Source organism: Endozoicomonas sp. ALD068 (assembly GCF_049310145.1).
Classification (GTDB): domain Bacteria; phylum Pseudomonadota; class Gammaproteobacteria; order Pseudomonadales; family Endozoicomonadaceae; genus Endozoicomonas_A.
Map to the genome: position 1 here is coordinate 480,091 of NZ_JBLYNU010000004.1, position 13,862 is coordinate 493,952.

The following is a 13,862-nucleotide window of genomic DNA, read 5'->3' on the forward strand; positions in this document are numbered from 1 at the left end:
CAAAACTTCAACAGCTCGTTCTCACGCTCTGAAGTCGTCATTCCCGCGAAGGCGGGAATCCAGCGCCAACGGTGGATCTCTGCCTTCTCGGGGATGACAAGGCCAGGGGGACACCGGGCAGTATGGTTCTGGTGGAGAGTCAGTGTGGATTCCCGCCTTCGCGGGAATGACGAGAATGAAGCCGGCAATGACGGGAGTCAACGCGTTCCCATGCCGGAGAGAGTTTTGCGACAGCCTCGCTCTGCGTGGGAATGCATACCTCCCGCAAGCGGTGCTGCTTTCACGGCTGCGGGGGTTTGCTCAGGCTCTGCAGTCCCTGACCCAAAGAAGGCACCCAGGGTGTAAGAGTAAGGAATGCTTTCTGCATGGGAGAACGACCATTTAGGCACATTTTCCCTGAAGTATTTCTCCCAGCTATTCTCGAACAGTTTCATGGTTCGATCACGGCGTTCACGGAACTGCAGGTAGTTTTCGTGTCGAGTCCAGCCATACACAGTGTCGTCTGTCTTAACGCGGCTCGCGTACTCTTCATCGGTTTCACTATAGCGTTGAGGTGTAGCAATGGCCGTACGTTTCACATATTCATCCTGGGTTTCACCGACGCCGCGCCAGCGATTAATCCTGTCAAGGCTACGACCCAGAGGTCCACCCAGCCATTGAGTGAGCATCTTGTTGTCGTTCATAAAGAAGTCGAAAGTGAGACCGGACGCCAGAGTGAATCCAAAGGTTTGAGCATAGGTGAACCCAGATATAAGACCCTGGGCGTATGCTCCGACAGTGGCTACCGGACCCAGCACCAGACCGGCTGTGGCAGAGGCCAGCGTTTTTACTTTTTGTGGTGTCACCCTGTTCGGCAGCGGTACCTGAACCCCTTGCGCGGAACCCATGGATTTCACTATTTCCGGCACCAGACGGGAAATGCTGCGATACCTGTGTGGGTTGGCATTGTACTGTCTGGCAAACAGCGCAGAGCCGGTTTTTAACAGAATGACTGATGAAGCGGCTTTGCCCAGTGGCATGGCCAGTCCGCCCACTTCAGAGATTTGTTCAATGCCGCTGTGATAGGCATATTGGCCGGTTCGGTCAAGGTCAACGCCGTAGCGTTCCAGCCAGTGCTGGAAAGGTGTGAGCATTCTGTGCAGATAATCACCCCTGTTGGTCAGGTCCAGCAGATAGAGGAACGACATGTTTGAGAGGGATAGCTCGGCAGCCCGCCGAGCGTTAGTGCTCACCAGCAGTGGTTTGTAGCTGGAGTAATACCAGGTGATAGCCTGTACCAGGAAGGCTGAAGGTTTGATCCAGTAATCCGACAGCTGCCGCTCAACCGCTGCGGCATGAGCCTGCATCAATGTGTCATGGACAATCTTGATCAGGTCTGATTCAGACATCCCGACAGCATTGGCATAAGGTGTCAGGGTCTCCTGAGCATTGGCCAGAAACGCTGCCGTCCTGCGGCCATTTTCAAAGGCAATATCATCAAGAACGTAGTTGGCGATGACTGCAGCTGCGTACTCTGTCATGCCGACAACCGACTCTTTCATACCTGCCGGGCCAGTTGCAGTAGCAGCTACAGGAGTGAAGGCACTCTGCATGAATTCCTCAGCACCCTGATCCGACAGCATCTGGACAACTTTCCTGAACTCAGTCATATGGATGCCGTGTTTGTAGCCAAGGAAGTGTTCAAATTCATCCACTGTCTGATGACCATCAACACCTCTGACAGCTTCCATGTAGTTCTCAAGTTCAATTTTGCTGATCAGACCTTCGCGCAGCAGAGCTATTATCCTGTTACCGCTGGCAGAATGGGCCTCGAAGTATTCCGAGAAGTCTTTCAGGTCCTTTGGTTCATGCCCGACGAAGTGAATGGCTCTTCTGCCCATGCTGTGAATTTCGTCGTCGTATTGTTTAGCCCCGGTTTTCATCTCATTCCTGGCTCTGTCTGCCAGAGCCTGGACTTGTTCAATGACATTCTGAGGCTGATCTTCCAGAGGCTCGGCAGGGAAGCTCGTTTTCAGATTTTTGAAGACTTCCACAATCTGACCGGCCCGATCAAATGTCAGATCGTCCCTCACCAGCGCCTGCAAGCCAAGCGGTGCAAATTCATCGTCAAAATCGAAAGTCACAAGGCTAGGTATTGTCTTACCGGTGTTGATTGTTGACTCTACCTGACCCAGTGCAGCATCCAGAACCTGTTGCTTTTTAGCCACGGCAGGAGGTCGATCTTCCAGCGGCACGACAGGGGTGAGCGGAAAAATCCTCTTCAGGCTCTTGAAGACTTCTACAATCCGACTGGCCTGATTGAACGTCACTTCATCTCCGACCAGTGCCTGCAAGCGAATCGGTGCAAATTCATCGTCAAAATCGAAAGTCGTAAGGTCTGGTATTACCTTACCGCTGTTTAATGCTGATTCTGCCAGACCCAGTGCGGCATCCAGAGCCTGTTGTTTGAGAGAGTGCTGCTGTGAGAAGGTGCCCATATCAGCCAGAACCCTGGCCTGTCTCGGCGAGAACTGGAATGGACCGACGTTATTTTCGATGGCTTCCTCTGCTGTCCTCAGGATTTCATCCATTCTTTCCAGCCAACTTTCACTTTTTTGTATTGCTTGTCTGGCTCTGGCTAGCTCACGTTCAAGAACATATCGGGGTTTGGGTCCCAGCCGGGCCATTTGCCTGTCAAGTTCATTCTCAATGCCGGCGATACGATCATTAACCTCAGGTTGATCCTCATTGATCATTTCTTTGTCCAGCTGTCGGAGTTTTGTTGCAATCACACTGTTCTGGTTTTCGATAGGGGCATCTGCTTTATAATCCTCAATGTTGAGTTGATGAGCTATTTCATTGTTCCAGGCTCTTCTGGCAGCTTCATCGTCGTAGAGTGCGTCTGATTTTTCGATTAATTCCTGAATTTTGGTTCTCAGGGTGTTTTTCTGATCATACAGGTCGTCATCCATGTCAAATGCTACACGCAGATCTTTTGCCAGTTTGACAGTGAAGCTCTTGCCTCCTTTTTTAGCAGCAGAGTTTTCGCTAATGTCGATGTTCAGCCTGTCCTCTAAAGTTTTTAGTATCGCTTTTTGTTGTCTTATGGCTCGCTCATCCAAGTCTTTCAGTGCCTCTTCCCCTGCCTGTTGACTGACTTTTGTGATGTATCTCTGAATTTCCCCGGAAATGGCTTCCCGACGGTAATACAAATCGTCCTCTCTACCGAGGATATCCATCGCCAGGGCTTTTTCTACGGCAGTCAGTTTTCCAATGACTTCAGGCAAGGCCTCCGGGTGAACGGGTGTTCTGATGTCTTCCTGCCCGGCACGAACAGGTGTAAGCTCTGATTCAGCCAGCCGATAGAGTCGTTCTGTTCTCAGTTTTTCCTCTTCATTGATAGAGGCTTCCTCCGTTATGAGCTCTAATTGCTTTCTGACCCGGATGAGTTCGCCTTTTGTTGCCAGATTTTCTGCCAGTGAGCTTTCCCATTCAATCAGCTGTTGGGCCATATCGCTCAGGACTTTGGAAAGAAACGGGTCGTCGTTGCGAAGGGCATTGCTGTCGACAGCGGGTACATGATTCAGAATACTCTTAACATAATGCTGTTCAGTCAGACTATCTCTGAGTACGGGTTTGAAGCTGAAGTATTTTGCCAGTTGAATCTGCTGCCAGGTTGGCGTGATGACTAACGAAGTGAGCCTGATGTGTTCCAGTGTGAGTTCAAATTGATTCGTTCGAGCCGCTGCAGCTGGAGTGGCACTGACCAATGCCTGCTGAAGAAATTCATAGTATCCAAATGCATGCATCGCCTCCCTGTCTTCGTTTGTCATCGTCGGCGGTTGGTCTTTGTTAAATCCACCCGTGCCGTGCCGTGCAATAACCTCCTCCAGCAGAGCCATCTGCTTGCTTCGTATGACGTACAGGTAGCTTCTGACTTTTTGTCTGAAAACCTTTATTACTGCTGCCGCTTCCGGGGTGGGGGTATTAAGCTCAGCTTCTTTCCAGAGGTTATAGAGGCTTTCTACAAAAGCAATATCATCGGGACTCTGCATCTGACCATGGAAAACAATGACCTCTCCCGGAGTTTCAGCGACTTCCAGCTTCGGATAACCTGCAGGCACAGGATAAATCTGTGAGTCATCCTCGACGTGGACAATATATCCGACGGGTTTGCTATGTGCCAGGAGTTCATTAAGAGCCTGCTGTTGTAAATCCTCTTTCAGGATATAAACCTGGATATAGGCAGAGGCCGCTGCTGCCAGGAGAACATCATCATTGACAAAGACTGACTGACCCAGACGTTGCAGGTCAGGGGGCTGGTCGCCCGCAGCGATAAGACGCATAAAGGTTCGCCCATCCACTGCAACTTTTTCTACTTTAATGGTGGCAAGGGGAACATAGTGATCACTTGCGCCGAACTGTCCTCGCAGGGAATAAACAATGCTCAGCAACCGACCCATTTCTGTGGAGCTGGCGATTTTCGTCAGCGGCTCTAATGACAGGCCGCCAGATGACAGGCTATGAACACCCACAAGTATATCCTGATCGGTCATTCTGTCTTTGACTTCAATGACCAGTTCGTTTTCTGCAAGGTTGTGGGTAAACCTGAAGATGCCATCGTCACCCATTTTCAGGACTTTGGTGTATTTCTGAGCAACGTCATTCTCGTCTGTTGCAAACACATCAACAACAGAAACGTCCTCAAGAGCGTCAGCAAGAGCTTCCGTAAAGCCCACAGAATTAAAGTGATGGCCAAACCTGTCACGTGGCTGAGCAGGGTAGGTGGTGGTGATGGATTTGGGTATTGGTTGCTGGTCATCCCCTAAAGTTGGCTGAACCCTGACCTCACTCAGGGTCATCTCCACATGTCCATTGCCCGGTATATTGGCAGCTTTTATCTGCAACTTGCGATCGGCCAGTGCCTGTGAACTAATGATGGAAGAACTGATTGCAACGGCCACTGCAAGACTTAATGCATTGGGGCGGGTATTTGTCATTCTACTACCTTATAGCTGAGTATTTTTATTACTGTGGCAAGTGATTTACACTGCAAGCGGGGGGACGGCTGTTAATCGCTCATGGCTGTTAATCGCTCATGGCTGTTCCGGTAAGCTGTTGAGAGAATTTAGTTCACAGTGGCAAATCCGCTAGCTGTTAAGCGAATTTAATTCACGTGGCAAAGTTCAATGCCAGTGAAATTACAACTCTTTCCTACGCTCTGAGGGTGTCGCAAAACTTCAACAGCTCGTTCTCACGCTCTGAAGTCGTCATTCCCGCGAAGGCGGGAATCCAGCGCCAACGGTGGATATCTGCCTTCTCGGGGATGACAAGGCCAGGGGGACACCGGGCAGTATGGTTCTGGTGGAGAGTCAGTGTGGATTCCCGCCTTCGCGGGAATGACGAGAGTGAAGCCGGGAATGACGAGAGTGAAGCCGGGAATGACGAGAATGAAGCCGGCAATGACGGGAGTCAACGCGTTCCCACGCCGGAGAGAGTTTTGCGACACCCACGCTCTGCGTGGGAATGCATACCTCCCCCAACCGGTGCTGCTTTCACGGTTGCGGAAGGTTGCTCAGGCTCTGCAGTCCCCGACTCAAAGAAGGCACCCAGAGTGTAGGAATAAGGAATACTTTCTGCATGGGAGAAAGACCATTTAGGCACATTTTCCCTGAAGTATTTCTCCCAGCTTTTCTCAGACAGTTTCATGGTGCGATCACGGCGTTCACGGAACTGCAGGTAATTTTCGTGCCGCGTCCAGCCGGGCACCGTGTTGTTTGCTTTAACACGTTTTGCATACTCTTCATCGGTTTCATTGAAGCCTTGAGGCAAAGCAATAGCCTTGGGTTTTGCGCACTTATTTTGCGTTTTTATCGCGCATCTCCAGCGCTTCACGTTGTCAAGACTACGACCCACAGGTCCACCCAGCCACTGAGTGAGCATCTTGTTGTCGTTCATAAAGAAGTCGAAAGTGAGACTCGACGCCAGGGCCAATCCGAAGGTTTGAGCATAGGTGAATCCGGATATAAGGCCGTGGGCGTAAGCTCCCACAGTAGCTACCGGGCCCAGCACCAGAGCGGCTGCGGCAGAGGCCAGCGTTTTTACTTTTTCGGGTGTTACCCTGTTTAGCAGCGGTACCTGAACCCCTTGTCCGGAACCCATGGATTTCACTATTTCGGGCACCAGACGGGAAAGGCTGCGATAGCTGTGTGGGTTGGCATTGTATTGTCTGGCAAACAGCATAGAGCCGGTCTGCAGCAGAATGACTGAAGAAGCGGCCTTGCCCAGGGGCATGGCCAGTCCGCCCACTTCAGAGATTTCTTCAATGCTGGTGTGGGAGGCATATTGCAGTCTTCGGTCAAGGTCAACGCCGTAATGTTCGAGCCAGTGCTGGAAAGGTGTGAGCATCCGGTGCAGGTAATCACCCCGGTGGGTCAGATCCAGAAGATAGAGGTACCACATGTTTGTCAGGGACAGCCTGGCAGCCTCCAGAGCGGTTCGGGTCACCAATAGAGGTTTGTAGCTGGAGAAGTACCAGGTGACAGCCTGTACCAGAGAGGCTGAAGGTTTGACCCAGTAATCAGTCAGCTGGTGCTCAAGGGCTGCAGCATGTGCCTGCATCAATGTATCATTGAGAGCCATGATCAGGTCTGATTCAGACAGGCCTGCGGCATTGGCATAAGGTGTCAGGGTATTCTGAATATTGGTCAGAAAGGCTGCCGTCCTGTGGCCATTGTCAAAGGCAATATCGTCAAGAACGTAGTTGGCGATAACAGCAGCTGCGTACTCTTTCATACCGGCAACCGACTCTTTCATACCTGCCGGGCCCGTTGCAGTGACGGTGACAGGAGTAAAGGCAATCTGCATGAATTCCTCAGCACCCTTGTCGGACAGCATCAGGATAACGGCATTCAAATGAGGCACATTGACGCCGTGTTTATAGCCAAGGAAGTGCTCAAATTCTTCCACTGTCTGATAACCATCGACACCTCTGACGGCCTTCATGTGGTTCTCAAGTTCAATCTTGCTGATCAGACCTTCACGTACCAGAGCTGTGATCCTGTTACTACTGGCATGGCGGTTAGCGAAGTATTCCGGGAAGCCTTCCTGGTCCTTTGCTTCATGCTCAACGAAGTGAATGGCTGTTTTGCCCATGCCGCTAATGACTTGGTCGTATTCTTGAGCCCCGTTTTGCAGCTCATCCCGGGCATCGTTCACCAGCCACTGAATTTTTGTCAGGACTATCGGAGGCTGAAATTCTAAAGGCTCAGGGTGAGCCGGAAAGTTATGGAGGGCCGGAAAGGTCTTTTTCAGGCTCCTGAAGACTTTCACAATCCGACTGGCCTGACCAACTGCCAGACCGTCTCCGACCAGTCCCTGCAGGTGAAAAGGCGCAAGTTCATCGTCAAAATTGAACGTCGTGAATTGGAGTTTTGGCTTACCGCTTTTCACTGCTAATTCTGTCAGACCTATGGCGGCTTCGAGCGCTTGTCTCTTGAGAGTGTGCTGCTGCATGAAGTCTTGTATACGGGTCAGAACGTTTACCTGTCTGGGCGTAAACTGAAAGGAACCACCATCATTTTCCACGGCTTGCTCTGCAACCTTCAGTTCTTCCTTCATTCTTGCAATGTCTGCTTCCCTGGTTTTAATGTCACCTTCCAGGCGGGCCTGTTCCTGAGTCAGTTGTTGGATTTTGCCGCCGGTACCATCATGCCCGCCCAGTTCTACCTGCTGGTTTCTCAGGGCATTAACCCGTTGTTCACAGCTGTCAGTAAAGTCAGGTTTAAGACCCATGGCTTCTTCAATAGCGTCAAGAGCTGCCTTATGATAATCCGTCAGAACCTCTTGTGCTTTTGAAACGGCATCACTTTTTTGCTTCAGGGCTAAATCCAGGCGAGCTATTTCGTTCTCTTGTAAGGTTTTAGCCTTCTCATCAATATTTTCAGAATGGATCATCTCCTGTTTTTTAAGATCCAGGTGTTCTTGTGCATTCCTCTCTTCATGCCGTGCATAGGTCACTTCCATACTTTTTTTGTGGTGCTCATGCAGGAATTCCGTAATTTGAGCGTACTTTTTCCTGATGAGAGGCAGTTCCCCCAAGGTTTCATCGAATTGATCAGTTTCGTCCCCGCCAGAAGTCTGTGCATAGGCTCTAATGGTAATAGCGCTATCAGCCTCATCCCGTAAATCAAATATAACTGGTTTGCGAGCCAGACCTTTCAGTTTGCGATGAACCTCTGTAAGCTCACTTTCAGCTTTGTGTAGTACCCGTCTGGCGACGGCTAGCTCACGATCAAGGACGAATCGGGGTTTAGTTCCCAGGTGGGCCATTTGCTTGTCAAGCTCATTTTCAATAACTGTGATACGCTCATTAACGTCAGGTTGGCCCGCATTGAGAACTTCTTTGTCCAGCTGTCGGAGTTTTGTTTCAATCACACTGTTCTGGTTTTCGATAGAGGCATCTTCTTGATAATCCTCAATGTTAAGTTGATGAGCTATTTCATTGTTCCAGGCTCTTCTGGCAGCTTCATCGTCGTAGAGAGCGTCTGATTTTTCGATTAATTCCTGAATTTTGGTTCTCAGGATATCTTTCTGATCAGACAGGTCGTCATCCATGTCAAATGCTACATCCAGAACTTTTGCCAGTTTGACAGTGAAAGTCTTGCCTCTTTCTTTAACAGCAGAGCTTTTGCTCATGTCGATGTTCAGCTTGTCCTCTATGGCGGCAAGCAAACTTGTCTGTTTTTCTATGGTTTGCTTATCCAGGGACGAATCTTCGACTCTATATTCAAGAATTGCCCGAAGCTTGCTGAGATTGAGATCCCTCTCGTTCAGAGCTGTGCTGTCATCTTTCCAGAGGGTCTGACTTATCTGATCCAGCATAGCTTCTGAGACATCGTCGTCGTAAAGCAGGCTGCAAACCCGGGCAATTCTTGCTGCTTTGTCATTCTCTTCATTGAGTTTGATGTTGAGTATTTTTTCTACGGCTGGCAGCAGATCGGTCCCTTGTTCTCCGGCTGGCATATCCGGGTCAGGGTCTTCCAGTTTATAGTGCAGGTGAGCAAGAAGCCTGTTACGTTTGATATCTTTAGCGTCTGGATGAATTTTTCTTTCATGCATCCAGAGGATCATATCTATCCCATCCAGTATCTCATTCAGTACCTCATTTGAGAGATCAACCTTGTCAAGTATTATAAAAATTCTGGCGAGCCTTTTTTCTATGCCATCTTCTTTACTGACTTTCATATTGGGGGTTTCTTCCAAGGCTGTCAGTATGTCCAGGCTCTCTTGCTCTGTCAGCGGCGTGTCTTCTCTGATTCCTGTTGTTTTATCATTCTTGTCATTGACCTGGAGGTTGAGCTTTTCTTCTGCGACTTGCAGTATGTCCAGGGCCTTTTCTTCTGCCAGTTGTCTGTAGTCTCTGATGTACATCTGTAGGTTGTTTGAAATGTACTGGCGACGAAGATACATATCGTCACCTTGAGTAAGGCCCATCATCTCAAGGGCTTTTTCCACAGCTCTCAGTGTCTCAAGTACTTTCGGAACCGCTACAGAATCTTCCTCAGTCTGTCCTGCTGGTGGCTGGGTTTCGTCCCGGTTTTCAATATCAGGCTCTGTTGCCGGTTCGGCGTTGCGGGCCTTTATGACTTCTGCTCTGACATTAGCAACTTCTTGTTCCAGCTCCGGGATTCGTGCAACTTCCTCCCGAAGTTTCCGTATTTGTTTTTGTTGTTCTTCCATTGCATTAACAAGCTGATCAAGCTCCTTATCAGCCAGCTGCTTGAATTGAAGTGCTATGCGCTTTTGCCTTTCACTGGTAATGGCTTTCTCCGATGTGAGCTTTAACTGATTTCTAACCCGGGTGAGTTCGCTTTCATTTTGCAGCAGCTCTTGCAGCTTGTTTTCCCTCTCAATCAGTTGTCTGGCTATGTCGCTCAAGACTCTGGAAGCAAAAAGTTCTCCGTCGTGAGAAACATTGGTCTCTAATACATAGGCAGCGGGTAAAAGGTTCAGAAAATTTTGAACAAAATGCTGGTTAGTCAGAAGATCTCTAAGTGCGGGTTTGAAGCTGAAGTGTTTTGCGAGTTGATTATGCATCCAGGCTGGCGTAATGAGAGACGCAGCGACTCTGAAGTGTTCTATTGAAAAATTAAATTCATCTGCCTGATCTGCAGTAGCACTGGCCAATGCCTGCTGGAGAGTTTCATAGAATGCAAGCACAAGCGTCGCCACCTGATCTTCCAATGCAAACCTCATCGGTTGAGCTTTGTTTACTGTAATATGGTGCCGCGCAACTAACTTTTCCAGCAGTTCCATCTGCCTGCTTCGAATAACGTACTGGTAGTTTTTGAACTTGTCTTTTTTAATCTGTGTTGATAATTCAGGAACGGGGGTATTAGCATCAGCTTTATCCACGATGTCAAAGAGTCCTTCCACAAAAGCGATATCGGTTGGATTCTGCTTCTGGCCATGGAAAACAATAATCTCTCCCGAAGCCTCAGTCACTTGCAGTTTTGGATAACCTGCAGGTACAGGATAAGTCTGCGTGTCATCCCCAGTGTGTACTATATAGCCGACGGGTTTATGATATGAAAACAGCTTATTCAGTGCTTCCTGTTGCAGATCTTCACCCAGAACATGAACCTGGACATAGGCAGAGATAGCTGCTGCTAAAAGCACTTCATCATTGACAAAGAGCGATTGACCCAGACGTTGCAGTTCAGGAGGCTGATCGCCTGCAGCAATAAGACGCATGAAGGTGCGGCCGTTCACCTCAACTTCTCCTGCTTCAAGGGTGGCAAGGACAGCATAGTCATCAGCTTCGCCCAGGTTTCCTGCTCTTTCATTCGCCCCTTTCAGAACTGACGCCAGATGTTCGGGGCTGGCAACTTTCGTTAACGGTTCTAATATCCGGTCGTCGTCTAACCGAGCGCGCACAGCTGCAATGGTATCCTGATGGGTCATTTTGTCTCTGACCTCAATGACCAGTCGCTGCTCTGCAAGGTTGTGAGTGAACTTGAAGATCCCTTCATTACCGACCTTGAGGACTTTGGTGTATTTCCGGGCAACGTCATTCTTGTCTGTTTCAAACAGATCAACAGTGGAAACACCTCCGTCGATGCCCGAAAGAACGTCTGTGAATCCTTCGGAGGGAACGTCATAGCCAGCTCTGGCCTGGGTCTGATCGGGGTAGGTGGTTGTGCAGGACTTGGGTATTGGCTGCAGGTCATCACCCAAGGTTGGCTGAACCATGACCTCACTATGGGTAAACTCCGCATGTCCAGTGCCGGTAATATCGACAGATTTTGTCTGCAGCCTTCGCTCGGCCAATGCTTGTGAAGCAATAATAGAAGAACTGATTGCAACGGTTACGGCAAGGCTTAATACATTGGGGCGAGTATTTGTCATTCTATTACCTCAGGGCAGAGTACTTCCACTACCGTATATAGTGATTGCCAAACCGGGCGAGGAAGCGACTTCTAATTAATCATGGCTGTTAATCGCTTGTTTGAGCAGCTTCAGGCTCTTTTACCAGAGAAACCTCTGTGGTCTCAGAAGGAAACGTTAAGCCTGGAACCATCACCGGTGTTTCATGGGGCACTGGTTCATTATTGCTGGTCATTACTTGTCGTGTAATTAATTCACCGGGGATTTCGCACTTGCCTCACTTCTGATCAGTTTCAGGCTGAGCGCCTGAGGCGGTCGTTAGAAAGCCTGATTGAGAGATACCTCTGTTATCATGAACAGAAGCTTTCTTATTATCGCCATGTTGCCACTTGTAGAAGGCTCCAAGAGTGTAGGAGTAAAGAATTCTTTCTGCATGGGAAAATGACCGTTCATGCCTATTTGTGAACTTAACTCGTTCCTGCGCTCTGCGTGGGAATGCATACCTCCCCTGAAAAACTGACTCTACCCGACACCACCCCAACCAAGGCAAACCCGCCAGAAAGTGATACTCTGGAAGGACAACGATCACAACAACAGCCACTGACGGAAGCCGCCGGATGAAGCTTGAGTCCCTGACAATCAAAAACTACAAGGTTTTTCAGCATGTGGAGCTGAAAAACCTGCCCGGCATGTGCGTGTTTGTCGGCGCCAATGGCAGCGGTAAAACCACCCTGTTTGATGTGTTTGGCTTTCTCAGGGATGCCCTGCACGGTAATGTCCGCACCGCCCTACAGAAAAGGGGCGGGTTTCGGGAAGTCGCCACCCGTGGTGGTATTGATCAGCCTATCGAGTTTACCCTGCAGTTCCGCTTGCCCATTGGCGGCGTTGATCGACTGGTGACTTATCTGTTGGAAATTCGACAGGACAGAGGTCGGCCTATTGTTGCCCGGGAGATACTCCGTTATAAGCGGGGCAGTCAGGGTTCACCGTTTCATTTCCTGGATTTCCGGGGAGGTCGCGGTTACGCCATTCTCAATGAAGAAGACTTTAATAAAGCCGATTCAGAGCTGGAACGGGAAGAGCAGACGCTGGATAGTCCGGATATTCTGGCCGTAAAAGGACTCGGGCAATTTCAGCGATTCCGGGCGGCCAATGCCTTTCGCCAGCTTATTGAAAACTGGCATGTCTCCGATTTTCATATCAGTGATGCCCGCCAGGCACGGGACGCTGGCTATGCAGAGCATTTATCGCCCCGAGGGGAAAATGCCGCGCTGGTGGCCCAGTACCTCTATGAGCAACACCCGGATATTTTCCAGCATGTACTGGATAAAATGAAACAGCGGGTGCCGGGAGTTGAAGATGTTCAGGCAGTAGAAACTGACGATGGGCGCATCGTCCTGAAATTTCAGGATGGCAGCTTTAAAGACCCGTTTGTGGCTCGTTATGTCTCCGATGGCACCATCAAGATGTTCGCTTATTTGCTGTTGCTGAACGACCCGTCGCCCCATCCATTGCTCTGTGTCGAGGAGCCGGAAAACCAGCTCTACCCTAGCCTGTTGGTGGAGCTGGCGGAAGAGTTTTGCAGTTATGCCGAACAGGGTGGCCAGGTAATGGTGTCTACCCATTCGCCGAACATGTTGAACAGCATCCAGCTGGACGAGATTTTCTGGTTGAAGAAGAGCAAAGGTGTCACCACCATTGAGCGTGCTGCGGATAATACGCTGATCAAAAGTCTGGTCGAAGGCGGGGATTTACCCGGTGCGCTCTGGAAACAAGGGCTGTTTGACGGAGTAAACCCCTGATGACGCAGTTGGTCTTTTTGCTGGAAGAGCCCTCTGCTCAAGTGTTGCTGAATACATTGTTACCCCGACTGTTACCACCGGAAGTGTCTTTTCGATGTATTCCCCATGAGGGCAAGCAGGATCTGGAAAAGTCCATACCCATCAAGCTGCGCCATTGGAACATCCCCAATAGCTGGTTTGTGGTGGTACGGGATAAAGATCAGGACGACTGTGAACGTCTGAAAGCACGGTTGCAAAAGTTATGCGAAGAAAACCATCGACCGGAGACACTGGTTCGCATTGCGATTCATGAATTGGAAAGCTGGTTTCTTGGGGATCTTGCTGCTGTTGGAACAGCGTTTAATAAGCCCCGACTGGCCGAAAAGCAGAATAGTCGTAAATTCCGCAACCCTGATGTTTTGGTCAATGCTCAGGAAGAGTTGAAAAAACTGATTACCGGTTATCAGAAAGTCTCTGGTGCCCGAGCCATTGCGCCCCACCTTAACCTTGCTAATAATCGGTCGGTCAGTTTTCAGCAGTTTGTCACCGGCGTTCACACGTATCTTGAACGCATCAATACAATGTAAATTGTTGTTTAACCGCCTCTCAACTCGTTCCCACGCTCTGAGGCCGTCGCAAAAGTGCTGCGCTTCGCTGATACTGCGTAAAAAGGTGACTCAAAATGCTCATTTACTCCCCGTAAACTGCGTTTTT

7 protein-coding genes are annotated in these 13,862 nt (G+C 49.6%); 3 read left to right on the forward strand and 4 right to left on the reverse strand.

Annotation, left to right across the window (positions count from 1 at the left end; translation table 11 throughout):
* Positions 1-21 precede the first annotated feature (21 nt).
* The 4 genes from ACO6V5_RS01655 to ACO6V5_RS01670 form a co-directional block, all read right to left on the reverse strand.
* Positions 22-201, reverse strand: coding sequence for a hypothetical protein (locus ACO6V5_RS01655; RefSeq protein ID WP_422134656.1), 180 nt, complete (start codon positions 199-201; stop codon positions 22-24).
* Positions 198-4,979 carry a hypothetical protein gene (locus tag ACO6V5_RS01660; protein ID WP_422441923.1) on the reverse strand — a complete coding sequence of 1,594 codons (4,782 nt, stop codon included), beginning with the start codon at positions 4,977-4,979 and terminating at the stop codon, positions 198-200. Before ACO6V5_RS01660 ends, ACO6V5_RS01655 begins: the two co-directional genes overlap by 4 nt.
* A gap of 254 nt (positions 4,980-5,233) precedes the next feature.
* Entirely contained in the window at positions 5,234-5,455 is a 222-nt protein-coding gene (locus ACO6V5_RS01665) for a hypothetical protein (RefSeq protein ID WP_422441921.1), read from the reverse strand.
* Positions 5,452-11,388: a hypothetical protein gene (locus ACO6V5_RS01670; RefSeq protein WP_422413292.1), complete on the reverse strand. Its 5,937-nt coding sequence runs from the start codon at positions 11,386-11,388 to the stop codon at positions 5,452-5,454. Before ACO6V5_RS01670 ends, ACO6V5_RS01665 begins: the two co-directional genes overlap by 4 nt.
* A 474-nt stretch (positions 11,389-11,862) precedes the next feature.
* Here ACO6V5_RS01670 and ACO6V5_RS01675 point away from each other — a divergent pair, with 474 nt between their 5' ends.
* From ACO6V5_RS01675 to ACO6V5_RS01685, 3 genes are read left to right on the forward strand one after another with little or no spacing between them, the layout of a single operon-like run.
* The gene (locus tag ACO6V5_RS01675) at positions 11,863-11,988 is read left to right on the forward strand and encodes a hypothetical protein (protein ID WP_422134652.1); all 126 of its coding nucleotides are present in this window, start codon (positions 11,863-11,865) and stop codon (positions 11,986-11,988) included.
* The gene (locus tag ACO6V5_RS01680) at positions 11,985-13,169 is read left to right on the forward strand and encodes an AAA family ATPase (protein WP_422134651.1); all 1,185 of its coding nucleotides are present in this window, start codon (positions 11,985-11,987) and stop codon (positions 13,167-13,169) included. Before ACO6V5_RS01675 ends, ACO6V5_RS01680 begins: the two co-directional genes overlap by 4 nt.
* Positions 13,169-13,735 (forward strand): DUF4276 family protein, encoded by a 567-nt coding sequence (locus ACO6V5_RS01685; protein ID WP_422138570.1) that lies wholly within the window; start codon positions 13,169-13,171, stop codon positions 13,733-13,735. Before ACO6V5_RS01680 ends, ACO6V5_RS01685 begins: the two co-directional genes overlap by 1 nt.
* Positions 13,736-13,862: the final 127 nt, after the last annotated feature.